This window comes from Streptomyces sp. cg35, assembly GCF_050410835.1.
In the GTDB taxonomy this organism is placed as follows: Bacteria; Actinomycetota; Actinomycetes; order Streptomycetales; family Streptomycetaceae; genus Streptomyces.
The window spans coordinates 7,284,404-7,308,243 of record NZ_CP191268.1; the positions used below are offsets into that span (position 1 = coordinate 7,284,404).

Genomic DNA, 23,840 nt, shown 5'->3' on the forward strand with positions numbered 1-23,840 from the left:
GTGTTCCCGGTGTTCCCGGTGTTCTCGGTGTTCTCGGTGTTCTCGGTGTTCTCGGAGGTGGCGGTCACCTCAGCCTCCCCAGATGTCGTAGAGCCGCACTTCGAGCACGGCGAGCACCACGCCGCCGGCGGCGACCGTGACCGAACCCCAGCGCGTACGCTCCGCCAGCGACATGAACCCCGCCGCCGGCACGCACGCGAACGCCCCGATCAGATACGCGACGAAGATCGTCGTGCCCTGCACCGGCTTCTCGCCCCGCGCCAGCTGCACGATCCCGATGACCAGCTGCACCAGCGCGAGCGCCGAGACCACGGCCATGCCGATGAAGTGCCAGTCCTTGGTCGGCTGGTCGCGGTAGGCGGCGAAACCGCACCACGCGGCGAGCGCGAGCGCGGCGAGACCCGTCACCAGGGTCAGGGCATCAAGCATGGCCGTGAGCCTATTACGGGCCAAAAGACCCGATGCGCTCGCCCCCGGGGTGGCCCGTAGCCTTGGGAAACATGAAGATCACCGCTGACGCCCTGCTGTTCGACAACGACGGAACCCTGCTCTCGTCCATGGAGTCGGTGTACCGCTGCTGGACCCGCTGGGCGCAGGAGTACGGGATCACCGCAGAGGACTTCGCCGCCGTGGAGCTGCACGGCCGCCCCGCCGCCGAGATCGCCGCCGACCTGCTGCCCGCCGAGAAGATCGCCGAGGCCGTGGCCCGCATCGAGGAGCTCGAGGTCGAGGACGTGCCCAACGGCGGCACCCACGTCCTGCCCGGCACCAAGGAACTGCTGGACTCCCTGCCCGACGGCCGCTGGGCCGTCGTCACCTCCGCGACCCGCCGCCTGGCCGAGGCCCGCCTCGCCGCCGTCGGGATCAACCCGCCGCTGCTCATCGCCGCCGACGACATCACGCGCGGCAAGCCGGACCCCGAGCCGTTCCTGCTCGCCGCCGAGAAGCTCGGCATGGACCCGGCACGCTGCGTCGTCTTCGAGGACGCCCCGGCCGGTCTCACGGCGGGCCGCGCGGGCGGCATGACCACCGTGGCGTTGACCACAACGCACGAGGCCCACGAGCTCTCCGCGGACGTCGTGGTGAAGGACCTGTCGGCCGTGTCAGCACTGGCCACGGAGGCCGGGATCGAGATCACCGCCGGGGCCTGACCCGGCCGCCGCACCTGTCCGCCGCTGTCCGCTATTCGGACAGCGGGGGCGGGCCGCGTCCTCATCTCTGCTTTACTTGCCCGCATGACCACGACGAGCAGCCGCACCCTTGCGACCGAGGCGACGATGACGCCCGGTGCTCGTTGTATGTGTCGAATGTGCGCCTTCTGAGGGCCCCCGCACCGATCTCGCGCCCCGAAGCGAGACCCGCGCGCCCTGTCCGTAGGGAGTGACTCCGCAGGGAGAAGCAGTTCACCTACGTGACCGGGCCGTGCCCCGCGCACAGATTCTCCGTACTGATGCCAGCCGCACCGATGCCAGTGCCGTGCCGCGTTCGGAGCGAGAGCCTGCCGCGCCCGGAAACTCCGCAAGTTCCCGAAATGATTGCCCCGTGCCCGGCGCCACCCGTGCCGTGCACTCGACAGTGACGGAAACCCACGTGATCACCACCCAGGGCCTCACAAAGGTCTACCGCTCGCGCGGCCGCGAGGTCACCGCCCTCGACGGCGTCGATCTCCACGTGCGCGAAGGTGAGGTGTACGGCGTCATCGGTCAGTCCGGCGCCGGCAAGTCCTCGCTGATCCGCTGCGTGAACCTCCTCGAACGCCCCACCTCCGGCACCGTGACGGTCGCCGGCCAGGACCTCACCGCTCTCGCCGGGCGCGGACCGCGCGCCGGCAAGGAGCTGCGCGAGGCGCGCAGCCGCATCGGCATGGTCTTCCAGCACTTCAACCTGCTGTCCTCGCGCACCGTCCAGGACAACATCGAGCTGCCGCTGGAGATCCTCGGCAAGTCGGGGAAGGAACGTTCCGCCAAGGCGCTGGAGCTGCTCGACCTCGTCGGCCTCGCCGACAAGGCCACGTCCTACCCGGCCCAGCTCTCCGGCGGCCAGAAGCAGCGCGTCGGCATCGCCCGCGCGCTGGCCGGCGACCCGAAGGTGCTGCTCTCCGACGAGGCGACCAGCGCCCTCGACCCGGAGACCACCCGCTCGATCCTCCAGCTCCTTCGCGACCTCAACCGGCAGCTCGGCCTGACCGTCCTGCTCATCACGCACGAGATGGACGTCGTCAAGACCGTCTGCGACTCCGCCGCTCTCATGGAGCGCGGGCAGATCGTCGAGTCCGGCACCGTCAGCGAACTGCTCGCGACACCCGGCTCGGAGCTCGCCGCCGCGCTGTTCCCGGTCAGCGGCGACGCCTCCGGCGCGGACCGCACCGTCCTCGACGTCACCTTCCACGGCGAGTCGACGACCCAGCCGGTCATCTCGCAGCTGTCGCGCACGTACAACATCGACATCTCGATCCTCGGCGCCGCGATGGACACCGTCGCGGGCAAGCAGGTCGGCCGCATGCGCATCGAACTGCCCGGCCGCTACGAGGAGAACGTCGTCCCGATCGGCTTCCTGCGCGAGCAGGGCCTTCAGGCCGAGCTGGTCACGAACACGGCACACGCCGATCTGCAGAAGGAAGGTGTCACCAAGTGACCTGGTCGGAGATGCAGCCGCTGCTGTCCCAGGCATGTGGGGACACCCTCTACATGGTCGGCTGGTCCACGCTGATCGCCGTCGTCGCGGGCCTTCCGCTCGGCATCCTGCTCGTCCTCACGGACCGCGGCGGACTGCTGCAGAACGTCGTGGCGAACAAGGTCATCGGGCAGATCGTGAACATCGTCCGCTCGATGCCCTTCATCATCCTGATGGTCGCGCTGATGACCTTCACGCGCTGGATCGTCGGCACCACCATCGGCCGCGAGGCCGCCATCGTGCCGCTCGCCGTCGGGGCCATTCCGTTCTTCGCGCGCCTCGTCGAGACGTCCGTGCGCGAGGTCGACGGCGGGCTCGTCGAGGCCGTGCAGTCGATGGGCGGCAACACCTGGACCGTCGTCCGCAAGGTCCTCGTCCCCGAGTCGCTGCCGTCGCTCATCTCGGCCACCACGACGACGATCGTCGCCATCATCGGCTACTCCGCGATGGCCGGCACGGTCGGCGCGGGCGGCCTCGGCGACCTCGCGATCCGCTACGGCTACCAGCGCTTCGAGACCCAGATGATGTGGATCATCGTGGCGATCCTCGCCGTCGTCATCGCCGTCATCCAGTTCGCGGGCGACAGCGGTGCCCGCGTCCTGCACCGCCGCGCCGGCAAGGGCGGCGAGCCGCTCCGCTTCCGCGTGCTCGGCGGCTTCCTGCCCGGCGGTCCGGCCGGCGCGGAGCCCGCCCCCGCCAAGACCCGCTGACCCGCAGAATCCTGTCTCCCCGCCTCACCCGGCGGGTTGCACCACCCATGGAGAAAGGCACTTTTCGTGCGTAACACCACCAAGATCACCGCAGCTGTCCTCGTCACTGGCGCCCTCACCCTGGGCCTGTCCGCCTGCGGCTCCGACAAGGCCGACACCAAGGCCGACGCCAACGACAAGCTGGTCGTCGCGGCGACCCCCGTCCCGCACGCCGAGATCCTCGACTACATCAAGGACAACCTGGCGAAGAAGGCCGGCCTCAACCTCGAGGTCAAGGAGTTCACCGACTACGTCACGCCGAACACGGCGACCGAGGACGGGTCCGTGGACGCCAACTACTTCCAGACCACGCCGTACCTCGAGGACTTCAACAAGAAGCAGGGCACGCACCTCAAGTCGGTCGCCACCGTCCACCTGGAGCCGCTCGGCCTCTACTCCGAGAAGGCCGAGAAGCTCGACGACCTCAAGAAGGGCGGCACCATCGCCCTTCCGAACGACGCCGACAACGAGAGCCGCGCCCTGCGCTTCCTCGCCGCCAACAAGATCATCACGCTCAAGAGCGGCTCCGAGGCCACCGCGACCCCGCAGGACATCGCCAAGAACCCGAAGGGCCTCGAGTTCAAGGAGGTCGAGGCGGCCCAGACCCCGCGCTCCCTCAAGGACGTCGACGCCGCGGTGATCAACGGCAACTACGCCATCGGTGCCGGCCTCAAGCCCGCCAAGGACGCCCTCGCCCTGGAGTCCACGAAGAACAACGCGTACAACAACGTGCTCGCCGTCAAGGAGGGCAACGAGGACGACCCGCGCGTCAAGAAGCTCGCCAAGCTCCTGACGTCGCCCGAGGTGAAGAAGTTCATCGAGGACAAGTACAAGGGCTCCGTCCTCCCCTCGTTCTGAGCGGCGACCTCACAGTTCTGAGCATCCGATGCGCACCGTCACCCTGCCCGCCGCCGTCATCGCCGCAGCCCTCGCGCTCGGCCTGACGGCCTGCGGATCCGGCGGCACGGGGTCCGGCTCCGACGACAAGAGCGGCACGCTCGTCGTCGGCGCCACCCCGACTCCGGCCGGCGAAGTCCTCACGTACGTCCAGAAGAACCTGGCGAAGAAGGCCGGACTCGACCTGCAGATCAAGGAGTTCACGGACTACGTCCTGCCGAACACCGCGCTCCAGCAGGGCGAGCTCGACGCCAACCTGTTCCAGCACAAGCCCTACCTGGACGACTTCAACACGTCCAAGGGCACGACACTGGCCGCCGTCACCGAGGTCTATCTGCCGCCGCTCGGCTTCTACTCCAAGAAGACCGGCGACGTCACGAAGCTGAAGGACGGGGCGACCGTCGCGCTGCCCAACGACGCGACCAACGAGGCGAGGGCGCTCGAACTCCTCGCCTCCCAGGGCGTGATCGAGCTCAAGAAGGGCGCCGGTGTGAACGCGACTCCCAAGGATGTCGCGAAGAACCCGAAACACCTCACCTTCAAGGAGCTCGAAGCGGCCCAGCTGCCGCGCTCGTTGGACGACGTCGACGTGGCCGCCGTCAACAACAACTTCGCACTCGACGCGGGCCTGAGCCCCAAGAAGGACGCCATCCTTCTGGAGACCGCGAAGAACAATCCGTACAACAACGTCCTCGCCGTCAAGAAGGGCGACGAGGACGACCCGCGCGTCAAGAAGCTGGCCGAGCTGCTGACTTCGCCCGAGGTGAAGAAGTTCATCGAGGACAAGTACCAGGGCGCGGTACTCCCGGTCACCGGGGCCTGAACGCCGCACCGCCCATGGGGGCCGCTCCTGGCTGACAGGGGCGGCCCCCATGTGCAGTTACGTGCCTTCATGCTGCATGCTGGGCACTTCACCCGGCCGACAAGAAGGTTGAAGGCGGCCACGAAGGTTACGGAGCGGCGCATGACGAACACCTTCCCCGAGATCTCCATCAGCACGGAGCGCTTGGTGCTGCGTGCGCTCGACGAGGACGACGTCCCCGCCCTGACCGAGATGATGAACGACGAGATGGTCGCCGCCTGGACGTCCGTGCCGCAGCCCTTCACCGAGGACGGCGCGCGGTCCTGGATCACCGACTACGCGCCCAAGGAGCGTGCCGCGGGCACCGGCCTGGACCTCGCCGTCACCGAGTTCCTCACCCAGCGCCTGGTCGGCATCATCCAGCTCACGAAGACCAACTGGCACGTGCGCGCCACCGAGTTGTCGTACATCGTGGCCCCCTGGGCCCGCGGCGAGGGCTACGCCTCCGAGGCCGCGCTCGCCATGGCCCAGTGGCTCTTCCGCGACCAGCGCATGGAGCGCATCGAACTGCGCACCGCCGCCGACAACACGGCCTCCCAGCAGGTCGCCCAGAAGATCGGCTGCATCAGCGAGGGCGTCCTGCGCAACGCGTGCATAGCGCGTACCCGCACCGAGGACGGCAGCTGGGCCGAGGTCCGCACCGACTTCATCGTCTGGAGCCTGCTGCCCGAGGACATCGAGGGCGTCACCGAGCAGCTCGCCGAGGCCGGAGGTTTCACGGCCTTCTCGGACTGGAACTGACCCCACAGGCAGTCGCCAGACCCACCAGGTACGCTCTCGGTGCCCAGCCCGGCCCCTTCCCGCCCGGCGGCTTCCCCCGATCCGTGTACGCACCGCATCCGTGTACGCACCCGAGCACACCCTGGAGACTGACGACGATGGCCGACCGGGTCACGGTGATCGGCTGGGACGGCTCTCCGCCGACCGCGGCGGCCCGCTCCGCCCTCGGCGCGGCCACCCTCGTGGCCGGAGCCGCCCACCACCTGGCACTGCCCGAGGTACCCGCACGCGCCGAGCGGATCCGGCTGGGCAGCGTGGAACTCGCCGCCCGCCGCATCACCGGACACCGCGGGACCGCGGTGGTCCTCGCCGACGGCGACCCCGGCTTCTTCGGCGTCGTCCGCACCCTGCGCGCCCCGCAGTACGGCCTCGAGGTCGAGGTCGTGCCCGCCGTCTCCTCCGTCGCCCAGGCCTTCGCCCGCGCCGGCATGCCCTGGGACGACGCCCAGGTCGTCGTCGCCCACCGCCGCACCCTGCGCCGCGCGGTGAACGTGTGCCGCGCCCACACCAAGGTCGCCGTCCTCACCTCGCCCGGCGCGGGCCCCGCCGAACTCGGCCTCCTCCTCGAAGGCGTCCACCGCACCTTCGTCATCTGCGAGGAACTCGGCACCGACCGCGAACAGGTCACCGTCGTCACCTCCGACAAGGCCGCCGACCACACGTGGCGCGACCCGAACGTCGTCATCGTCATCGGCGGCCCGGTCACCGTCGGCGCCCCGGAGACCGGCGGCTGGCTGGCCGGCGGCGACCCCGACACCGTGCCCCGGGGCTGGGCGCTGCCCGCCGCCGAGTACGCGGGCCCCTTCGGCGAGGCCGAGACCGAACAACTGCGCGCGGCCCAACTCGCCCGCCTGGGCCCGAGGGTCGGCGACCTCGTCTGGGACATCGGCTGCGGCAGCGGCGCGTTCACGGCCGAGACCGGCCGGTTCGGCGCCGCCGTCATCGCCGTCGACCGGGACGCCGACGCCTGCGCCCGCACGCTCGCGACGGCCCGCCGCTTCGGCGTGCAGGCCCAGATCGTGCACGGCACCGCCCCGCACGTCCTCGAGGACCTGCCCGAGCCCGACGTCGTACGCGTCGGCGGCGGGGGAGCGGCGGTCGTCTCGGCCGTCGCCGACCGGCGGCCCGCACGCATCGTCACGCACGCCGCGACACGCGACGCCGCCGAACTCATCGGCCGGAACCTGACGGAGCACGGGTACGACGTCGAGTGCGCCCTCCTGCAATCCGTCGAACTGGACACTCGCGCCTGGACGGAGAAGGAGCGGACCGTGGGGTTCCTGCTGTCCGGGCGGCTCCCGGACCGCCACCCGTGACCCTGACGGCCCAACGCGCGCGGTAGGCTGGCCGATCGTTGTACCGCACCTGGACATCCGACGGTTCATCGGCCAATGTCCGGGAAACGCACCACTTTTGGAGCTTGTGTGGTACGGCAACGACCGGGGGACGCGCAACGTGGCGCAGTCCACAGAAGGCCGTGCCCGATCCAGGTGTCACGGTCGCGATCCGGCCAGGACAATGCCTGTTGTCCGGGGCGGTTCGTGCCGCGCGGCGCGCGTGCTCGTTCTTCATGACGGGCGGACGACGCGTCGCTCCGGTCAGCGGCTCAGCAGGGGCTCGCATCTCCGGCGGTCGGCCGGGAGCGGCCAGGAAGTTCTCATCGATGGGCGAGGGGTAGGCATGACCGACACCGGTCAGGTTCCGGGCGAAGGGCTGCCGGAGAACGCAGGCGCGGTGGGACAGCCGGGCGTTCCCGCCCCGGGTGCGTACACCTACCTCGATCCCGCCGACGCCACCGTCGAGGACGACGAGATGCTCCTGATGCCGGGCTCCCAGGGGGCCTGGGGCGAGCCGCAGGCCGCGATGCCCGCGCCGCAGCAGCACCCGCAGGCGCCCGTCGCGCACGAGCCGGGCCCGCACGAGATGGCCGGCCGCGACAGCGGTCACCACGACCTGGGCCCGATGCACGCGCCCGCCCCCGCCCCGGTCAGCCAGGGCCCGGGCCGGCGCCCGCTGCACATGGGCCCGCCCACGCCGGAGACCGGCGGCAGCCCCGTGCGCTCGCTGGCCGACCGCGGCCCCGCGCAGGCGACCCCGCCCCACCCGATGCCGGTGCGCCAGGCGGGCCCGCCCACCACCGGTCCCGAGTACCTCGACATCCCGCCGCAGGGCGCCGCCCCGTGGCAGCCCGCCGAGGCCGCGCAGCCGCAGCCCGAGCAGGCGATGCCGTCGGCACCCGCAGAAACGGTCGTCCCGGAGCCGGTGGGGGCGTTCTACGCCGAGCCCGTCCCGCAGCACCCGCACACGCCCGCCGGCGCGCAGGAGTTCGTGCCCGTCGCCGAGCCCACGCCGGTCGCCGCCTACGCGGGCCAGACAGACCAGTTGGGCCAGTCGGGCCAGTACGCCGCCGCGCACGAGCCCCAGCAGTACGACTTCCCGCAGCAGACCCCGCCCGAGCAGCCCCTCGGCCAGTTCGTGCCCGTCGAGGGCACGGTGCCCACGACGCCGCACCTGGCACCGACGCCGCCGCAGGCCATGGTCGTCCCGCCGCTGCCCGAGCCGACGCCGGAGACCGCCGAGGTCCCCGAGCCCGCGGAGCTGCCCGAGGCCTCCCAGGAGCAGGTCGCGCCTGCCGCCGAGCAGCCGCCGGTCGCGGAGCCCGTGGCCGAGCCCGTCGCGGAGCCGATCGCCGAGCAGCCGGTCGAGCAGCCCGTCGAACCGGTCGCCGAGCCCCTGCCGCTCCCGGCCGAGGAGCCCGCTCCCGTCGAGCCCCCGGTGCAGGAGACACAGCAGCCCGAGGTCCAGCCCGCCGAGGTCCCGGCCGCCGAGACCCCCACCGTCGAGCCGGTCGCCGAGCAGCCCGCCGAGGCCGTCGTGCCCGCGCCCCGCGACGGCGACCCCGCCGTGACCCCCGAGCCCGAGTTCTTCGACGAGCCCGAGCTGATCGAGGTCGCCCCGGAGCCCGCGACGGAGACGGAGCCCCAGCAGACGCCGGCCGCCGACGCGCACCCCGAGGCCGAGCCGGAGCAGCTGCCCGAGCCCGGATTCGACGACGCCGAGCCGAGCGCCGCGGCCGCCCCCGGCTACGACGACGCCGAGCGCGAGGCCGTCCTGCGTGTCATGCGCGAGCGCCGCGACATCCGCAACGGCTTCCGCGGCGACCCCATCCCGCACGAGGTCCTGCTCCGCGTCCTGGAGGCCGCCCACACGGCGCCGTCCGTCGGCCACTCCCAGCCCTGGGACTTCGTCGTCATCCGTTCCGCCGAGACCCGGCGCACGATGCACGAGCTGGCCATGCGGCAGAAGGATGCGTACGCCAAGTCGCTGCCCAAGGGCCGGGCGAAGCAGTTCAAGGAACTGAAGATCGAGGCCATCCTCGACACCCCGGTGAACATCGTGGTCACCGCCGACCCGACCCGCGGCGGCCGCCACACCCTGGGCCGCCACACCCAGCCGCAGATGGCCCCCTACTCCTCCGCGCTCGCGGTCGAGAACCTGTGGCTCGCCGCCCGCGCCGAGGGCCTCGGCGTCGGCTGGGTCAGCTTCTTCGACGAGCGCGAGATGGTCCGCACCCTGGGCCTGCCCGAGCACCTCGAGGTCGTCGCGTACCTGTGCGTCGGGTACGTCGACGAGTTCCCGGAGGAGCCCGAGCTGATGCAGGCGGGCTGGTCCAAGCGCCGCCCCCTGTCCTGGGTCGTGCACGAGGAGACGTACGGCCGCCGCGCGCTGCCCGGCGAGGACCCGCACGACCTGCTCGCCGAGACCGTCTCCAACATCCGCCCGCTGGACGCCAAGGCGCTCGGCGAGGCGTGGGAGCGGCAGAAGCGCATGACGAAGCCCGCGGGCGCGCTCGGCATGCTGGAGATCATCTCCGCGCAGCTGTCCGGCCTCTCCCGGATGTGCCCGCCGCCGATCCCGGAGCCCGCGGCCGTCGCGATCTTCGCGGGCGACCACGGCGTCCACGCCCAGGGCGTCACCCCCTGGCCGCAGGAGGTCACCGGCCAGATGGTCGCCAACTTCCTGGGCGGCGGCGCGGTCTGCAACGCGTTCGCGAACCAGGTCGGCGCCGAGGTCTGCGTCATCGACGTGGGCGTCGCCTCCGAACTCCCGGCCACGCCCGGCCTGCTGCCCCGCAAGGTCCGCGCCGGCACCGCCGACATGACGGCCGGTCCCGCCCTGACCCGCGAAGAGGTCAAGGCCGCCATCGAGGTCGGCATCGAGACCGCCCGCGACCTGGTCGCCGCCGGCAACAAGGCGCTGCTGACCGGCGAGATGGGCATCGCCAACACCACCGCGTCGGCCGCCCTGATCTCCGTCTACACCGAGGTCGAGCCGGCCGAGGTCACCGGCCGCGGCACCGGCATCAACGACGAGACCCACGCCCGCAAGATCGAGGTCGTGCGCCGCGCCCTCGACGTGCACCGGCCCGACCCGGCGGACCCGATCGGCGTCCTCGCGGCGGTCGGCGGCCTGGAGCACGCCGCGATGGTCGGCCTGCTGCTCGGAGGTGCCTCGCTGCGTACGCCGGTGATCCTGGACGGCGTCAGCGCCGGCGCGGCCGCCCTGGTCGCCCGCGCCATCGCCCCCGAGGTGCTGGCCGCCTGCATCGCGGGCCACCGCAGCGCCGAGCCCGGCCACGTCGCCGCGCTCAACAAGCTGGGCCTGCGCCCGCTGGTCGACCTCGACCTGCGGCTCGGCGAGGGCACCGGCGCCCTGCTGGCCCTGCCGATCGTGCAGAGCGCGGCCCGCGCGATGCACGAGGTCGCCACGTTCGACTCCGCGGGCGTCACCGAGAAGTAGCCGGTATGTGGACGTGGGGGCGCCGAGCCGAGGCGCCCCCACGTAGTCTGACCTGCACATAGCCGGGGTGCTCCAGAGCCGTAGCCCCCTCACCGCCCGCCCGAGGAGCAGCGCCCCATGCCCGCCGCACAGCACCCCGCCTACCCGGTAGGACTCCGCCTCACCGGCCGCAAGACCGTCGTCATCGGCGGCGGCCAGGTCGCCCAGCGCCGTCTCCCGGCTCTCATCGCGGCCGGCGCGGACCTCACCCTGATCTCCCCCTCGGCGACCCCCTCCGTGGAGGCCATGGCGGACGCGGGCGAACTGACCTGGGTCAGGCGCCGCTACGAGCGGGGCGACCTCGAAGGCGCCTGGTACGTGCTCGTCGCCACCGGCGACCGCACCGCGAACGAGCAGGCCTCCGCCGAGGCGGAAGAGGCCCGCGTCTGGTGCGTCCGCTCCGACGACGCCGAGGCGGCCACCGCCTGGACCCCGGCCACCGGCCGCACCGAGGGCGTCACCGTCGCGGTGCTGTCCACCGAGGCCGCCGACCGCGACCCGCGCCGCACCGCCGCCGTCCGCGACGCCCTCGTGGAGGCCCTGCGCGACGGCACCGTCACCGCCGAGCGGACCCGCACCCCGGGCGTCGCCCTGGTCGGCGGCGGCCCCGGCGACCCGGACCTGATCACCGTGCGTGGCCGCCGCCTCCTCGCCGAGGCCGACGTCGTCATCGCCGACCGCCTCGGCCCGCGCGACCTCCTCGACGAGCTTCCGCCGCACGTCGAGGTCATCGACGCCGCGAAGATCCCGTACGGGCGCTTCATGGCCCAGGAAGCGATCAACAACGCGCTGATAGAGCACGCCAAGCAGGGCAAGGCCGTCGTCCGGCTCAAGGGCGGCGACCCGTTCGTCTTCGGCCGGGGCATGGAGGAGGCCCAGGCGCTGGCCGCCGAAGGCATCCCGGTCACCGTCGTCCCCGGCATCTCCAGCTCGATCTCGGTCCCCGGCGCGGCCGGCATCCCGGTCACCCACCGCGGTGTCGCCCACGAGTTCACCGTGGTCAGCGGCCATGTGGCACCGGACGACGAGCGCTCCCTGGTCGACTGGGCCTCGCTCGCCAAGCTGACCGGCACCCTCGTCATCCTCATGGGCGTCGACAAGATCGGGAAGATCGCCGAGGCGCTGGTCGCCCACGGCAAGGCCCCCGACACCCCGGTCGCGCTGGTCCAGGAAGGCACCACCGCCGCCCAGCGCCGGGTCGACGCGACGCTCGCCACGGTCGGCGAAACGGTGATCGCGCAGGGCGTGAAGCCCCCGGCGGTCATCGTCGTCGGCGACGTGGTGCGCGAGGGCCCCGAACGTAACCAGCGGTAACCGAACTCGCCCCGAGCCGTTGGCACCACTCCCAGGACAAGGCAGTATCACCCTGTGGCCGATCTCATCACCATCGAAGACCCCGAGGACCCGCGCCTGCGCGACTACACGGGCCTGACCGACGTCGAACTGCGCCGCAAGCGGGAGCCGGCCGAGGGCCTGTTCATCGCCGAGGGCGAGAAGGTGATCCGGCGCGCCAAGCAGGCGGGCTACGAGATGCGCTCGATGCTGCTGTCCGCGAAGTGGGTCGACGTCATGCGCGACGTCATCGACGAGGTGCCCGCCCCGGTCTACGCCGTCGCCCCCGACCTCGCCGAACAGGTCACGGGCTACCACGTGCACCGCGGCGCCCTCGCCTCCATGCAGCGCAAGCCGCTGCCGACGTCCGACGACCTCCTCGCCACCGCCCGCCGCGTCGTGATCATGGAGTCGGTCAACGACCACACCAACATCGGCGCGATCTTCCGCTCGGCCGCCGCCCTCGGCATGGACGCGGTCCTGCTCTCACCCGACTGCGCGGACCCGCTCTACCGCCGCTCGGTGAAGGTCTCCATGGGCGCGGTCTTCTCCGTGCCGTACGCACGCCTGGAGGCCTGGCCCAAGTCGCTGCAGACCGTCCGGGAGGCGGGCTTCAACCTGCTCGCGCTCACCCCGGCCGAGAAGGCCAAGTCCCTGGACGAGGTGGCCCCGCACCGCATGGACCGCGTCGCGCTCATGCTCGGCGCGGAGGGCGAGGGCCTGTCGACCAAGGCGCTCATGGCGGCCGACGAATGGGTCCGCATCCCCATGGCCCACGGCGTCGACTCGCTCAACGTGGGCGCGGCGGCCGCCGTCGCGTTCTACGCGGTGGCCACGGGCCGACCCGAACTCTGAATCAGTCCGCCGCGGGCGGCAGCGAGCGGTCGGCGACCGCCGTCGTCCGCGGTACGCCACTGTCACCGAGCCCGCGCGAAGGCCCCTGGCAGCCTTGCGCCGCTGCGATGGCCAGCGCCACGAGCAGCGTCACCACCACGAACACGAACAGCCGCTGCCGCAGCAGCCGCGGATTGGCCGGCCGCAGTTTCTTGCCCGCGCCCGTCCCGTTCGTCCGCGAAGCCGGGCGCCCCGCACCACTGCGCGGAGCGGGCCTGTTCCCGGACCGGGACGGGGTGGAGCGCGGCCCGGAACCGCCCCCCGTCCGGCCGTTGCCCGTCCGCGACGCGGGCGTGCCCGACTGCGTACGCCGCTGGGTGCGCTGCTCCACGTAACTGTCCGAGAGCCGTCCCGTGGGCCGGTCCGTGTCGGAGGAACGCGGCGCAGGCGGCCGCGCCTCGCCCAGGCCCTGGGCCTCGCGGGCGGCGATCTCCTTGAGCCGCAGCGACAGTTGCAGCGTGCTGGGCCGCTCCTCGGGGTCCTTGGCGAGACACGCGCGCAGCAGCGGCGCCAGCGCGTCCGGCACCCCGTGCAGCTGTGCCTCCTCGTGCACCACGCGGTAGAGCATGACCTCGGAACTGCCGTGCCCGAAGGGCGAGTCACCCATCGCCGTGTACGCGAGGGTGGCCCCGAGGGCGAACACATCCGTGGCCGGCGTGACGGCCGCGCCGCGCACCTGCTCGGGGGCGAGGAACCCGGGGGAGCCCACCGCGGTCCCCACATGGGTCAGCGTCGAGGCGCCGGTGGCCCACGCGATCCCGAAGTCGATGATCCGCGGCCCCTTCGGGGACAGCAGGATGTTCGACGGCTTGAGGTCCCGGTGGACGACCCCGGCCTCGTGCACGGCGACGAGCCCCTCGGACAGCGCGGCCCCGACGGCGGCCACGTCGGACGCCGCCAGCGGCCCCTCCTCGGCGACCTTGTCGTGCAGGGAGGGACCGGGCACGTACTGCGTCGCGAACCACGGCCGGTCCGCCTCCAGGTCGGCGGCGACCAGCCGCGCGGTGCACCCGCCACGGATCCGGCGCGCGGCGGAGACCTCGCGCGCGAAACGCGACCGGAACTCCTGATCCTCCGCCAGATCGGGCCTGATCACCTTGAGGGCGACCCGCTGCCCACGCCGGTCGGAGCCGAGATAGACGACGCCCATCCCGCCCGCTCCGAGCCGTCTGTGAAGCCTGAACGAGCCGACGACGCGCGGGTCCTCGCGCCTCAGGCGCATCATCGCCATGTTCATCCCCGCTGCTGCCCGGTCTCGTCTGACGAGCCACAGCTTACGTTTACGCGGCCGACTGTGTGCTCAGGCCGCGCCCTCACGCCGGATTCGATTGTCAGTGCCGGGTGGGAAACTTGAAAGGTGGTCAGGGAGCGCGGGAACAGGGCGGCTTGAGGCTGCCCCGACTCCCAACGAACCGTCGCAGAAGGGGGATTGGGTCCATGAAGGGTGATCGGGTCGAGATAGTCGTGGACGCCGGGGACACGACGCGGACGTACGAGGTGGTGGCGAGCCGCGCAGGCCGCAGAGTGGAGACCGCGGTGCGCAGGGGGGTCGTGGAAGTGAGCGAAGTCACCCGCTCCGGTTCCGTGGTGCGCACCGCGCGCTTCATGGCGACGCGGGTCCTCGCGCTGGTCGAGCAGCCGGTCCCACGGGAGGAAGCGGCGGAGAAGGCGGCCCGCACGGGCCGTCCCCTCGGGGATGACCCCGAGACCGAGTAGGCCTTCGGGGCCTCGTCTCCACCCAGGGGAGTACATGAGGTGGGGGCGGTCATCCTCCGGGAGGCCCGGCAATCGGTACGAGGGCATGACGTCCCAAGCGGCCGCCGCCCATAGATTTGAGGTCAAGCGGCGGGTGCAGCACTCGTCCCCCGAGGTCAGGCACCCGCCGCTGCAGACAACTCAAGATCCTTCCGGACCTGTCCGGCAGGACCCAGGATTCGACCGGGAGAGGACCATGGCGGACACGACACCGCGGACGGCAGCGTTCCGCAACACGTGGACCCGCAGGGCCGTGTCTTCGGGCAGCCCCGCGACCGGCCGCCGCCACCCGCTGGTGGCCACGGCCATGGTTCTCCCTCTCGCGGCCCTTCTCGTCGTCGTCTTCGGCGGCTGGGACGCGGTGGTCACACAGGCGTCGTCCGTGGGCGTGATGCTGGGGCGCTGAGCGGCGCTCCCAGGCCCGGAAGAGCGGTCCGGGCGGGGACATCCGGCCATGAAACCCCGTGGGGACGGGGGTGCGGCGGACGGCACAAATGCCGCGTGCAGCTGGGGAGCTGCACGCGGCATTGCTTTTCCCGCACGGCCCGGGCGCGGCCGGACCGGCCCGTAGGCTCGGGGCCGTGACCACGCCCCTCGCGCCCGCGCTCCAGGCCACGGCCCGCGGCACCCTCCACCAGGACCTGGCCTCCTGTGCCTGCGGCGCCGCGACACTGACCGACCGTCCCGACGGCACCGTCGTCCGGCACGGCGACACGGTCGCCAAGGCCCACGCCCCCGACACGGACCCGGCAGCACTGCGCCTGCGCCTCACCGTGGCCGCCCACCCCGCCCTCACCGGCATCCTTCTGCCGCCCCTGCGGGACTCTGCGGCGCCCCTGCACGGCCGTCTCGTCACGTTCTGGCCCCACGGCACCCCCGTCGACCCCGACCATCCGGAGCGCGCCCCCTGGGAAGCCGCCGCCGCCCTCCTGGCCCGCCTCCACACCACCCCCGCCCACCTGCTCCCCGCCGCGCTCCCGCCGATGCGGGGACCGGTCAAAGCGGCCCGCGCCCTGGCCCGGCTGCGCGCCACGGCACCCGGCCACCCCGCCGCCCGGCCCATCGAGCGGGCCTGGGACACACTCCCGCCCTGGGCCCGAGCCGAAGCGCCCTACGACCACGCCCGCGCCCTGTGCCACGGCGATCTCCACCTGGGCCAGTTGGTCCGCCACCCGGCCGGCTCGGGGCCCTGGCTGCTCATCGACGTCGACGACCTCGGCATCGGCGACCCGGCCTGGGACCTGGCCCGCCCGGCGGCCTGGTACGCCTGCGGCCTGCTGCCCGCCGACGCATGGACCCGCTTCCTCACCGCGTACCGGCAGGCCGGCGGCGCCCCGGGACTCAACGCCCCGGACCCCTGGCCGACCCTGGACGTCCCGGCCCGCGCCCTCACTGTGCAGACGGCCGCCCTCGCCGTCACGAAGGCCACCGAGGCCGGCCGCCCGCTCGACGAGGTGGAGGAGGCAGTGGTCGACGCCTGTGACCGAATGGTGCTGGTACCGACACAGTTGGGGCAGGAACGCGCCAAGTAGGGTGCGAGGGACGGAAGCCGGGAAGTCTTCCGGCGAAGCAGTGCCGAACGGCGAGGAGTTGACCCCACCATGCAGTGCCCCAAGTGTCACGCACCGATGCACACGTACAACCGCAATGGCGTCCAGATCGAGCAGTGCAGCGGTTGCCGCGGGATATTCCTCGACTACGGCGAGCTGGAGTCGCTGACCCGCCTCGAGTCGCAGTGGCAGCAGCAGGTTCCACCGGCCCCGCCCGCCCCGCAGGCCTATCCGGCCGCTCCGGCCCCGGCGTGGGGAGCGCCGCACCACGGCGGGCACCACGGCCACCACGGCCACCACAACAAGGGCTTCGGCCGGATGCTCTTCTCCTCCTGAGCACCCGGACACGAAGAAGCCCCCGGTCCGAGGACCGGGGGCTTCTTGCTGGTGCGCGATACTGGGATTGAACCAGTGACCTCTTCCGTGTCAGGGAAGCGCTCTCCCGCTGAGCTAATCGCGCGGGAACGGGCCAGACTCTATCAGGCTCCGCGAGGGGTACTGCCGAGTACTGCGTGATGCTGCGTGCGCGATACTGGGATTGAACCAGTGACCTCTTCCGTGTCAGGGAAGCGCTCTCCCGCTGAGCTAATCGCGCGGGACGGATCGAAGACGAACCGGAGTCCGAAGATCCAGTGCGCGATACTGGGATTGAACCAGTGACCTCTTCCGTGTCAGGGAAGCGCTCTCCCGCTGAGCTAATCGCGCATGGAGGTGGAGACGGGATTTGAACCCGTGTAGACGGCTTTGCAGGCCGTTGCCTCGCCTCTCGGCCACTCCACCAGGAGCGTAGGGGTTCGGGAAGATCCCCCACTTCGAGCGAACGACCGGGTTCGAACCGGCGACCTCAACCTTGGCAAGGTTGCGCTCTACCAACTGAGCTACGTTCGCGTGTGTTTCCGTTTCGCTTCCGCGTCCCGGCGACGTGTTGAACTCTAGCGGATTCCTGGGCCAGCACAAAAACGCGTTTGCGCAGCGTGCTGAGGTGCGGCCACCGAACCGGCATCCCCGCCTCCACTCCAGGTCACCGTCCCGTCACCCGTCCTAGACTCGATGGCGTGATCGACCTCCCCCCGCTCGCCCGCTTCGGTGAACTCGTCGCGACCGGCCTGCGCGATGTGACCAGCGACCCCGCGGCCCTGGACTCCACCGGCTTCTGGGCGGTGGCCGCCGACTTCGAGGGGCGTCTGGTCTGCGCCCGCTTCGCCGACGTACGCAAGGAACCGGTGCCCGCCCCGCGCCCCGGAGCCTGGCGCGGGCCCGCACCGGCGCACTGGTCGTCGTCGCTCGACCACGCCGCGTACACGGAAGGGGTGCGACGGATCCGCGCGCACATCGCGACCGGCGAGGTCTACCAGGCCAACCTCTGCCGCGTCCTGTCCGCGCCGCTACCCGCCGACGCGGACGTGGACGCCCTCACCTCCCTCCTCGCACGCGGGAACCCGGCGCCCTACGCGGGCACCATCCGGCTCCCCGGCCACGGAGTGGAGATCGCGACGGCGTCGCCCGAGCTGTTCCTGCGCCGGCAGGGCGGGATCGTCGAGTCCGGGCCCATCAAGGGCACCGGCCGCACCGAGGCGGACCTCCTGGAGAAGGACCACGCCGAGAACGTCATGATCGTGGACCTGGTCCGCAACGACCTGGGCCGCGTCTGCGCCACCGGCACCGTGACCGTCCCGGACCTGTGCGTCGTCGAGAAGCACCCCGGGCTCGTCCACCTGGTGTCGCTGGTGCACGGCGAGCTGCGCGAGGGGGCCGGCTGGGCCGAACTCCTCGACGCCACGTTCCCGCCCGGTTCCGTGACCGGGGCGCCCAAGTCCAGCGCCCTGCGCATCATCGACGCCCTGGAGACGGCGCCGCGCGGCCCGTACTGCGGCGGCATCGGCTGGGTCGACGCGGACCGGCGCGCCGCGGAACTGGCCGTCGGGATCCGTACGTTCTGGATCGACCGCGGCGACACCGGGGACGTCCTGCGATTCGGCACCGGCGCCGGGATCACCTGGGGCTCCGACCCGGAGGGGGAGTGGCGGGAGACCGAACTGAAGGCGTCGCGGCTGCTCGCGGTAGCGTCGGAAGGGTACGACGGGCAAACGAGCGGTTCGTAGCCCGGGGAAGGCAGAGGGACCTCACGTGAAGATCTGGCTCGACGGCCGGCTGCAGGACACCGAGGAGGCGCGCGTCTCCGTCTTCGACCACGGGCTCACCGTGGGCGACGGCATCTTCGAGACCGTGAAGACGGTCGACGGCAGGCCCTTCGCCCTCACCCGCCACCTCGACCGGCTGGTCCGCTCGGCGCGCGGCCTCGGCCTGCCCGAGCCGGACCTCGACGAGGTGCGCCGCGCCTGCGCCGCCGTCGTCGAGGCCAACCCGATGGCGCTGGGCCGCCTGCGCATCACCTACACCGGAGGCATCTCCCCGCTCGGCTCCGACCGCGGTGACGCGGGCACCACGCTCGTCGTCGCCCTCGGCGGCGTCAACCGGCGGCCCGACAGCACCGCCGTGATCACCGTCCCGTGGACGCGGAACGAGCGCGGTGCTCTCGCCGGCCTGAAGACCACCTCGTACGCGGAGAACGTCGTCGCGCTGGCCCGTGCCCATGAACGCGGCGCCTCCGAGGCCCTGTTCGCGAACACGCTGGGCCGCCTCTGCGAGGGCACGGGCTCGAACGTCTTCGTCGTCCTCGACGGCGAGATCCACACCCCGCCGGTCGCCTCCGGCTGCCTCGCGGGCATCACCCGCGCCCTCGCCGTCGAGTGGACCGGCGCCAAGGAGACCGATCTGCCGCTGTCGGTGCTCGCCGAGGCCGACGAGGTGTTCCTGACCTCGACGCTGCGCGACATCCAGGCCGTGCACCGGATCGACGACCGCGACCTGACGGGCGCCCCCGGCCCGGTCACGGCCAAGGCGATGCAGGTCTGGGACGAGCGGGCCGCAGACCACCTCGACCCGTAAAACGCCTGTCGTCCCCCGGGTACGGGCGGGTAGAACACCCCTGATGACCACGACTCTGCGGCCGACCGAGCCGCTCCAGCGCACGGCCGACGGGTCGCGCTCGCGCCACTACGCGGTGTGCGTGAACAGCCGTCCCGTCGGCACGCTCCACCTCGCCACGCACCCGGTCTTCGGCCCGGCCGTCGCCCAGGTCCTGGATCTGCGGATCGACGAGCCGGACCGGGGCCGCGGCCGCGGCACGGTCGCCGCGCTCGCCGCCGAGGAAGTGGCCCGCTCCTGGAACTGCCGCCGTGTCGAGGCCTCGGTCCCCGCGGACGAGCCCGGCCTGCTCCGGCTCGCGAGCGCCCTCGGCTATGTCGAGCGCAACCGGAACATGGCGAAGACGCTGCCGCGGCGGCCGCCCGAACTGCCCGCGGGCAGCACCGGGCGGCGCATGACGGAAGCCGAGTACGGCCCGTGGCTTGAGCTGGCCAAGGAACGCTACGCGCGCACCGTGATCGAGCGCGGGGCGACGCCCGAGGAGGCCCGCGCGAAGGCCGACCGCGATCACGCGGTTCTGCTGCCCGAAGGCATCGCGACCCCGGACGTGCTGGTCAGCGTCCTGGAGCACGGGGGAGAGACGGTCGGCACCCTGTGGCTGGCCCAGCGCCCCGACGGTGCGTACGTCTACGACGTGGAGATCGCGCCCGACCACCGCGGCCGGGGCCACGGACGCACCCTGATGCTGCTGGCCGAGGCCGACTCGATCGCCGCGGGCGCCACCCGGATCGGCCTCAACGTGTTCGCGGGCAACACCCCCGCGCTACGCCTGTACGAGTCGCTCGGGTACGAGCCGACCCGGCACCACCTGTACAAGCAGCTGCTCTGACCGCTACCGCTGCGGCTGTTCGGCGAGCAGCCGGTCGGCGATCTCCTCGATACGGGCACGCAGGCCGTCCTGGCTCTTGCCGCCGTCGAGGCGCTCGCCCCCGATGACGTACGTCGGCGTGCCCGTCACGCCGATCGCCTTGCCCTCGGCCTGGTCGGCGTCGACGATCAGGATGTGCCGCCCGTCGACCAGCGCGGTGTCGAACTCCTCGGCGTCCAGGCCCAGTTCACGCGCCACCTCGACGAGGAACGGCTCGCCCTCGCGGTCGAACTCCTCGACGCGGCCGAGCACGGCCTCCACGAACGGCCACCCCTTGCCCTGCTCGAACGCCTCCTCGGCGGCCTGCGCACCGGCGAAGGAGTGCTTGTGCTTCTCCAGCGGGAAGTGCCGCAGGCGCAGCTCCAGGCGGTCGCCGTAGCGCTCGCGCAGCGCGCGCACGTCGTCCAGGGCCGAGCGGCAGTCGGGGCACTGCAGCTCGCACCACACGTCAAGAATCGGGTTCGGGGCGTTCATGGGGCCAGTCTCCCAGGCCGGGCCGACCCTCCCCAACCTGGACCTGGGGAGGAGACCTGACCCCGAGATCTCCCTGAGGTCCGTCGGGGCCGTGGCCCGGGGCCGCCCCTGCGGTGCAGGATGGAAGGGGACGGAATGTCCCGCCCGCGACCAGAACGCCCGAGCCCTGGAGGACCGGATGATTGCCGAGACCGTCTGCTCCGCCGTGTCCGTGGCGGGCCTGGGCATCGCCGCGGTCACCGCCTACCGCAAGCGGTTCCTCGCGGCCGCCCGCACCGCCGCGTACGCCCTGGTCCCGCTGGGCCTGGTGATGACCGGCGCGGTCGGCTGGGTCGTGGACACCGCGTTCAGCCCGACCGCGTGGGCCGGCTTCGGTGTGCTCGGCGTGGCCTGGCTGACCTTCATGGGGACCCGTGCCGTCGAGCGGCGCAGCGGCGGCACCCGCAAGGAACGCAAGGCGGCGGCGAAGGCCGCCCGGAGCGGGGCCGTCGCCCCGGCCGCCTCGGCCCCCTCGCTGGGCCCGAGCGCCGGCGCCACGCCCGCCGCCCGGCCGGCCCCGAAGGCCGGCGCGGCCGACGACTTCAGCGACATCGAGGCCATCCTCAAGAAGCACGGCATCTGAGCCAAGAGCCCTTCACGCCAACGAGGTTGACGGGCGACGAGCGGCCCGGCCCGGACGCGATGCCGCAGCCAGGACCCCAACCCCCGTCCCCGCATGGCCTCGTACGTCTGGACGTACGTACGACGGAAACCGCAGTTATCGCGCAGGTGCCCGGATGGAGGGTCACGTAATCCGGCGAACTCCCGCGTAGAACGCGCGTGTTGGGCAATCGGCACCCGCAACCTGCGACATCATCTCCGCGAGATGCTGGACACACCGCAGCTGGGCGACCAGCTGGACGCCGACCCGGGGCAGCCGCCGCACAGCGAGCCCGAGCCGCCCACGCCCGCACCACCCGACGCACCACGAGGCTGCCTCTTCGCGCTCTCCCAGCCGCCGCTGATGATCTTCCTGGCGGTGATCGGCTGTCTGCTCATGATGGCCGCGCTGCACGACCTGCTGCTGCTGTGAGGACGCTCAGCCCGCCGCTTCCTTGCGGCGGGCCCGGTAGGCGGCCACATGCAGCCGGTTCCCGCACGTGCGGCTGTCGCAGTAGCGGCGTGAGCGGTTGCGCGACAGGTCCACGAACGCGTGCCGGCAGTCGGGCGCCTCGCAGCGCCGCAGCCGTTCCTGCTCCCCGGCGACGACGAAGAACGCCAGGGCCATCCCGCAGTCGGCGGCCAGGTGGTCGGCGACGGACGCGCCGGGCGCGAAGTAGTGCACGTGCCAGTCGTAGCCGTCGTGGTCGGTCAGCCGAGGGGTGGTGCCCGCCGCCGCGACCAGATCGTTGATCACCGTGGCCGCGCTGTGCGGATCCGGCACCGCGAACACCTGGGCGAACTGGGCCCGGATCGCGAGGACCGCCTCGAGGTCACGCTCCGCGAGCACGCCCACATCGCTGATCTCGTGCTTTCGTACGAAATCCGCCAACGCCGCCACGGTCGCGAGGCGGTCGGCCGTCGCGGAGTCGTCGTCGCCGTCCGGTGCGGTGTTCACCAGATCGACCACGGCGTCCAGCGCGCACCGGGTGTCGTGGGTGATCAGCACGATTCGCTCCCTGGCCTGGGGGGTCGGGCCTGCGCCCGCCGATGCTGGCCGAGCCTAGCGCCCTTCCGGTGCGGGGGAGCCGCGGGCACGCAACGGCGCCACCGCCGTGGTAGGCCCCACGGCGGCAGCGCCGGTGTCTGCCGTATGCGGTTGTCCTGAACTTGCTGAACCGCGCCGTCTCCCCGAGTGGACGGCGCGAAGGCGCCCTCGTCCCGCTCACGCCGACCGGCTGCCGGCGCGGGCCTCCTGCGCGACTAGCTTTCCGCGAGGATGTGCGAGAGCTCCTGGTCGAGGTCGAAGTGACGGTGCTCCGTGCCCGGGGGCACAGCCGCGTCCGTCCGCTTGAGGAACGACTCCAGGGCCCGTGCCGGGGCCTCGAGGAGAGCTTCGCCCTCGGGGGAGCTCAGGGCGATGCAGACGACGCCCTGGCCATGGCTGCGGGACGGCCAGACTCGGACGTCACCGGTACCGGTCGGCCGGTGGAGGCCTTCGGCGAGGAGGTCGCGGGCGAAAACCCATTCGACGGTTTCCTCCGCTCCGGTGTGGAAGGTGGCGTGCACGGCATACGGATCGGCCGTGTCATACCGCAGTCCTGCGGGTACAGGCAGTGAGGACTCGCTCGACACAACGAGGCGCAGGTGCAGCTCGCAGCTGACCGTGGTGTTCATAAGCGCCAGGGCCTTTCGCTCAGTGTGCGCTCGGGGATTCGCACGTCGGCGAAATCGACATGCCACCTACGGTGCCGTTGTAAACCCCTCTGAGTGTTTTGGGCGTCTTTAGGTAGCTCGTACGGCCGAGTCTTTCTTGTAGGGGAACGGCCATTCCGGTGACGGGAATGAGTCCGGTAGGTTTGGGCCCATGAATACGGGGAGTGACGAGGCGGCCGGCGCGGTCGCCGGTGCCGACGAGACCGCATCCGGGGCCAGGCCGCTGGGCTCGCGAGCGCCGGAGTTCATCCAGGCGCGCAGGACCCTGCACCTGAGCTGGCAGGTCGGCGTCTTCATCGTGGGGCTCGCGGTCGTGGTCGCGGGCATCATCATGCTGCCGCTGCCGGGCCCCGGCTGGCTGGTGATCTTCGGGGGCATGGCGATCTGGGCGACCGAGTTCGTCTGGGCCCAGCTGGTGCTGCGCTGGACGAAGCGCAAGGTCACGGAGGCCACGCAGCGCGCCCTCGACCCCAAGGTGCGCCGGCGGAACATCATCCTGACCACGATCGGCCTGGTCGTCATCGCGGTGCTGGTGGGGGTCTACGTGTGGAAGTTCGGGCTCGAGATGCCCTGGAACATCAAGCAGTGAGCGCGGGGCGCGGGATGGTCTCAGGCACCCCCTGACATGGGGTAATGTTCTTCCTGCGCCCGGGCGATTAGCTCAGTGGGAGAGCGCTTCGTTCACACCGAAGAGGTCACTGGTTCGAACCCAGTATCGCCCACCCGGACCGAGAGCCCCGGAGACATCGAGTCTCCGGGGCTCTCGGCGTTCTCGCGTTCCCATGCAACGGTTCAGGGCGCCTCGCGCGCCGCACTTTCGAAGC

The 23,840-nt window shown here is 71.9% G+C and carries 25 protein-coding genes and 6 tRNA genes; 21 read left to right on the top strand and 10 right to left on the bottom strand.

What is annotated here, in order from left to right:
* Nucleotides 1-69 precede the first annotated feature (69 nt).
* Nucleotides 70-429, bottom strand: coding sequence for a hypothetical protein (locus tag ACQUQD_RS33330; RefSeq protein ID WP_428955895.1), 360 nt, complete (start codon nt 427-429; stop codon nt 70-72).
* 71 nt (nt 430-500) lie between these two features.
* Between ACQUQD_RS33330 and ACQUQD_RS33335 the strand changes: the two genes are divergently transcribed.
* The 10 genes from ACQUQD_RS33335 to ACQUQD_RS33380 all read left to right on the top strand — a co-directional run bounded on the left by ACQUQD_RS33335 (nt 501) and on the right by ACQUQD_RS33380 (nt 12,987).
* Complete coding sequence (locus ACQUQD_RS33335) at nt 501-1,151, top strand: HAD family hydrolase (protein WP_428955896.1); 651 nt, start codon at nt 501-503, stop codon at nt 1,149-1,151.
* A 439-nt stretch (nt 1,152-1,590) separates the two neighbouring features.
* Nucleotides 1,591-2,634, top strand: a complete 1,044-nt coding sequence (locus ACQUQD_RS33340; protein WP_428955897.1) for a methionine ABC transporter ATP-binding protein — start codon at nt 1,591-1,593, stop codon at nt 2,632-2,634.
* A complete protein-coding gene (locus tag ACQUQD_RS33345; RefSeq protein ID WP_428955898.1) occupies nt 2,631-3,383 on the top strand; it encodes a methionine ABC transporter permease in 753 nt (250 codons plus the stop codon). The genes ACQUQD_RS33340 and ACQUQD_RS33345 overlap by 4 nt, the downstream gene beginning before the upstream one ends.
* 66 nt (nt 3,384-3,449) lie before the next feature.
* Entirely contained in the window at nt 3,450-4,280 is an 831-nt protein-coding gene (locus ACQUQD_RS33350; RefSeq protein ID WP_428955899.1) for a MetQ/NlpA family ABC transporter substrate-binding protein, read from the top strand.
* Nucleotides 4,281-4,308: 28 nt separating this feature from the next.
* Complete coding sequence (locus ACQUQD_RS33355; protein WP_428955900.1) at nt 4,309-5,142, top strand: MetQ/NlpA family ABC transporter substrate-binding protein; 834 nt, start codon at nt 4,309-4,311, stop codon at nt 5,140-5,142.
* 141 nt (nt 5,143-5,283) lie between these two features.
* Nucleotides 5,284-5,922: a GNAT family N-acetyltransferase gene (locus ACQUQD_RS33360; protein ID WP_428955901.1), complete on the top strand. Its 639-nt coding sequence runs from the start codon at nt 5,284-5,286 to the stop codon at nt 5,920-5,922.
* A 137-nt stretch (nt 5,923-6,059) separates the two neighbouring features.
* Nucleotides 6,060-7,277 carry a precorrin-6y C5,15-methyltransferase (decarboxylating) subunit CbiE gene (gene cbiE / locus ACQUQD_RS33365; RefSeq protein ID WP_428955902.1) on the top strand — a complete coding sequence of 406 codons (1,218 nt, stop codon included), beginning with the start codon at nt 6,060-6,062 and terminating at the stop codon, nt 7,275-7,277.
* 364 nt (nt 7,278-7,641) lie between these two features.
* Nucleotides 7,642-10,761, top strand: coding sequence for a nicotinate-nucleotide--dimethylbenzimidazole phosphoribosyltransferase (cobT, locus tag ACQUQD_RS33370; protein ID WP_428955903.1), 3,120 nt, complete (start codon nt 7,642-7,644; stop codon nt 10,759-10,761).
* A 117-nt stretch (nt 10,762-10,878) separates the two neighbouring features.
* Nucleotides 10,879-12,114, top strand: coding sequence for a uroporphyrinogen-III C-methyltransferase (cobA, locus tag ACQUQD_RS33375; RefSeq protein WP_428955904.1), 1,236 nt, complete (start codon nt 10,879-10,881; stop codon nt 12,112-12,114).
* 54 nt (nt 12,115-12,168) lie between these two features.
* Complete coding sequence (locus ACQUQD_RS33380) at nt 12,169-12,987, top strand: TrmH family RNA methyltransferase (RefSeq protein ID WP_428955905.1); 819 nt, start codon at nt 12,169-12,171, stop codon at nt 12,985-12,987.
* 1 nt (nt 12,988) lies between these two features.
* Here ACQUQD_RS33380 and ACQUQD_RS33385 read toward each other — a convergent pair whose 3' ends face one another.
* On the bottom strand, nt 12,989-14,263 hold the full coding sequence (locus tag ACQUQD_RS33385; protein ID WP_428955906.1) for a serine/threonine-protein kinase: 1,275 nt from the start codon (nt 14,261-14,263) through the stop codon (nt 12,989-12,991).
* A gap of 200 nt (nt 14,264-14,463) precedes the next feature.
* On the opposite strand from ACQUQD_RS33385, the gene ACQUQD_RS33390 reads away from it, so the two are divergent.
* The 4 genes from ACQUQD_RS33390 to ACQUQD_RS33405 all read left to right on the top strand — a co-directional run bounded on the left by ACQUQD_RS33390 (nt 14,464) and on the right by ACQUQD_RS33405 (nt 16,667).
* Nucleotides 14,464-14,742: a hypothetical protein gene (locus ACQUQD_RS33390; protein ID WP_428955907.1), complete on the top strand. Its 279-nt coding sequence runs from the start codon at nt 14,464-14,466 to the stop codon at nt 14,740-14,742.
* A 235-nt stretch (nt 14,743-14,977) separates the two neighbouring features.
* Complete coding sequence (locus tag ACQUQD_RS33395) at nt 14,978-15,187, top strand: hypothetical protein (protein ID WP_428955908.1); 210 nt, start codon at nt 14,978-14,980, stop codon at nt 15,185-15,187.
* A gap of 175 nt (nt 15,188-15,362) precedes the next feature.
* Nucleotides 15,363-16,313 carry a phosphotransferase gene (locus tag ACQUQD_RS33400; RefSeq protein WP_428955909.1) on the top strand — a complete coding sequence of 317 codons (951 nt, stop codon included), beginning with the start codon at nt 15,363-15,365 and terminating at the stop codon, nt 16,311-16,313.
* A gap of 69 nt (nt 16,314-16,382) precedes the next feature.
* Nucleotides 16,383-16,667, top strand: coding sequence for a zf-TFIIB domain-containing protein (locus tag ACQUQD_RS33405; RefSeq protein WP_372351958.1), 285 nt, complete (start codon nt 16,383-16,385; stop codon nt 16,665-16,667).
* Between the two features lie 49 nt (nt 16,668-16,716).
* Here ACQUQD_RS33405 and ACQUQD_RS33410 read toward each other — a convergent pair.
* The 5 genes from ACQUQD_RS33410 to ACQUQD_RS33430 form a co-directional block, all read right to left on the bottom strand.
* Nucleotides 16,717-16,791: transfer RNA gene (locus ACQUQD_RS33410), tRNA-Val, on the bottom strand.
* Between the two features lie 63 nt (nt 16,792-16,854).
* Nucleotides 16,855-16,926 (bottom strand) — tRNA-Val (locus ACQUQD_RS33415).
* A 38-nt stretch (nt 16,927-16,964) separates the two neighbouring features.
* Nucleotides 16,965-17,036, bottom strand: a tRNA-Val gene (locus tag ACQUQD_RS33420).
* Between the two features lies 1 nt (nt 17,037).
* Nucleotides 17,038-17,111 (bottom strand) — tRNA-Cys (locus ACQUQD_RS33425).
* A 35-nt stretch (nt 17,112-17,146) separates the two neighbouring features.
* Nucleotides 17,147-17,219: transfer RNA gene (locus ACQUQD_RS33430), tRNA-Gly, on the bottom strand.
* A 167-nt stretch (nt 17,220-17,386) separates the two neighbouring features.
* Between ACQUQD_RS33430 and ACQUQD_RS33435 the strand changes: the two genes are divergently transcribed.
* The 3 genes from ACQUQD_RS33435 to ACQUQD_RS33445 are packed head-to-tail and all read left to right on the top strand — an operon-like array spanning nt 17,387 to nt 20,148.
* On the top strand, nt 17,387-18,433 hold the full coding sequence (locus tag ACQUQD_RS33435; RefSeq protein WP_428955910.1) for a chorismate-binding protein: 1,047 nt from the start codon (nt 17,387-17,389) through the stop codon (nt 18,431-18,433).
* A 25-nt stretch (nt 18,434-18,458) separates the two neighbouring features.
* The gene (locus ACQUQD_RS33440) at nt 18,459-19,280 is read left to right on the top strand and encodes an aminotransferase class IV (protein WP_428955911.1); all 822 of its coding nucleotides are present in this window, start codon (nt 18,459-18,461) and stop codon (nt 19,278-19,280) included.
* Nucleotides 19,281-19,323: 43 nt separating this feature from the next.
* The gene (locus tag ACQUQD_RS33445) at nt 19,324-20,148 is read left to right on the top strand and encodes a GNAT family N-acetyltransferase (protein WP_428955912.1); all 825 of its coding nucleotides are present in this window, start codon (nt 19,324-19,326) and stop codon (nt 20,146-20,148) included.
* A gap of 3 nt (nt 20,149-20,151) precedes the next feature.
* On the opposite strand, the gene ACQUQD_RS33450 is transcribed toward ACQUQD_RS33445, so the two are convergent.
* Nucleotides 20,152-20,661, bottom strand: a complete 510-nt coding sequence (locus ACQUQD_RS33450; protein ID WP_428955913.1) for a DsbA family protein — start codon at nt 20,659-20,661, stop codon at nt 20,152-20,154.
* Nucleotides 20,662-20,839: 178 nt separating this feature from the next.
* On the opposite strand from ACQUQD_RS33450, the gene ACQUQD_RS33455 reads away from it, so the two are divergent.
* Complete coding sequence (locus ACQUQD_RS33455; protein WP_428955914.1) at nt 20,840-21,283, top strand: hypothetical protein; 444 nt, start codon at nt 20,840-20,842, stop codon at nt 21,281-21,283.
* Between the two features lie 243 nt (nt 21,284-21,526).
* On the top strand, nt 21,527-21,733 hold the full coding sequence (locus ACQUQD_RS33460; RefSeq protein ID WP_428955915.1) for a hypothetical protein: 207 nt from the start codon (nt 21,527-21,529) through the stop codon (nt 21,731-21,733).
* A gap of 6 nt (nt 21,734-21,739) precedes the next feature.
* Here the strand turns inward: ACQUQD_RS33460 and ACQUQD_RS33465 are convergent, their stop codons facing one another.
* Nucleotides 21,740-22,309 carry a CGNR zinc finger domain-containing protein gene (locus tag ACQUQD_RS33465; protein ID WP_428955916.1) on the bottom strand — a complete coding sequence of 190 codons (570 nt, stop codon included), beginning with the start codon at nt 22,307-22,309 and terminating at the stop codon, nt 21,740-21,742.
* Nucleotides 22,310-22,563: 254 nt separating this feature from the next.
* Nucleotides 22,564-22,977: an SsgA family sporulation/cell division regulator gene (locus ACQUQD_RS33470; RefSeq protein WP_004002642.1), complete on the bottom strand. Its 414-nt coding sequence runs from the start codon at nt 22,975-22,977 to the stop codon at nt 22,564-22,566.
* Between the two features lie 190 nt (nt 22,978-23,167).
* Here ACQUQD_RS33470 and ACQUQD_RS33475 point away from each other — a divergent pair, with 190 nt between their 5' ends.
* Nucleotides 23,168-23,605 carry a TIGR02611 family protein gene (locus ACQUQD_RS33475; protein ID WP_428955917.1) on the top strand — a complete coding sequence of 146 codons (438 nt, stop codon included), beginning with the start codon at nt 23,168-23,170 and terminating at the stop codon, nt 23,603-23,605.
* A gap of 61 nt (nt 23,606-23,666) precedes the next feature.
* Nucleotides 23,667-23,738 (top strand) — tRNA-Val (locus ACQUQD_RS33480).
* Nucleotides 23,739-23,840: the final 102 nt, after the last annotated feature.

Bases quoted from the DNA above. Each gene is read 5' to 3' on its own strand.
- ACQUQD_RS33330 (WP_428955895.1), bottom strand. From the start codon at position 429: ATGCTTGATGCCCTGACCCTGGTGACGGGTCTCGCCGCGCTCGCGCTC.
- ACQUQD_RS33335 (WP_428955896.1), top strand. From the start codon at position 501: ATGAAGATCACCGCTGACGCCCTGCTGTTCGACAACGACGGAACCCTG.
- ACQUQD_RS33355 (WP_428955900.1), top strand. From the start codon at position 4,309: ATGCGCACCGTCACCCTGCCCGCCGCCGTCATCGCCGCAGCCCTCGCG.
- ACQUQD_RS33360 (WP_428955901.1), top strand. From the start codon at position 5,284: ATGACGAACACCTTCCCCGAGATCTCCATCAGCACGGAGCGCTTGGTG.
- cbiE (WP_428955902.1), top strand. From the start codon at position 6,060: ATGGCCGACCGGGTCACGGTGATCGGCTGGGACGGCTCTCCGCCGACC.
- cobT (WP_428955903.1), top strand. From the start codon at position 7,642: ATGACCGACACCGGTCAGGTTCCGGGCGAAGGGCTGCCGGAGAACGCA.
- cobA (WP_428955904.1), top strand. From the start codon at position 10,879: ATGCCCGCCGCACAGCACCCCGCCTACCCGGTAGGACTCCGCCTCACC.
- ACQUQD_RS33385 (WP_428955906.1), bottom strand. From the start codon at position 14,263: ATGAACATGGCGATGATGCGCCTGAGGCGCGAGGACCCGCGCGTCGTC.
- ACQUQD_RS33390 (WP_428955907.1), top strand. From the start codon at position 14,464: ATGAAGGGTGATCGGGTCGAGATAGTCGTGGACGCCGGGGACACGACG.
- ACQUQD_RS33395 (WP_428955908.1), top strand. From the start codon at position 14,978: ATGGCGGACACGACACCGCGGACGGCAGCGTTCCGCAACACGTGGACC.
- ACQUQD_RS33405 (WP_372351958.1), top strand. From the start codon at position 16,383: ATGCAGTGCCCCAAGTGTCACGCACCGATGCACACGTACAACCGCAAT.
- ACQUQD_RS33445 (WP_428955912.1), top strand. From the start codon at position 19,324: ATGACCACGACTCTGCGGCCGACCGAGCCGCTCCAGCGCACGGCCGAC.
- ACQUQD_RS33450 (WP_428955913.1), bottom strand. From the start codon at position 20,661: ATGAACGCCCCGAACCCGATTCTTGACGTGTGGTGCGAGCTGCAGTGC.
- ACQUQD_RS33455 (WP_428955914.1), top strand. From the start codon at position 20,840: ATGATTGCCGAGACCGTCTGCTCCGCCGTGTCCGTGGCGGGCCTGGGC.
- ACQUQD_RS33460 (WP_428955915.1), top strand. From the start codon at position 21,527: ATGCTGGACACACCGCAGCTGGGCGACCAGCTGGACGCCGACCCGGGG.
- ACQUQD_RS33470 (WP_004002642.1), bottom strand. From the start codon at position 22,977: ATGAACACCACGGTCAGCTGCGAGCTGCACCTGCGCCTCGTTGTGTCG.
- ACQUQD_RS33475 (WP_428955917.1), top strand. From the start codon at position 23,168: ATGAATACGGGGAGTGACGAGGCGGCCGGCGCGGTCGCCGGTGCCGAC.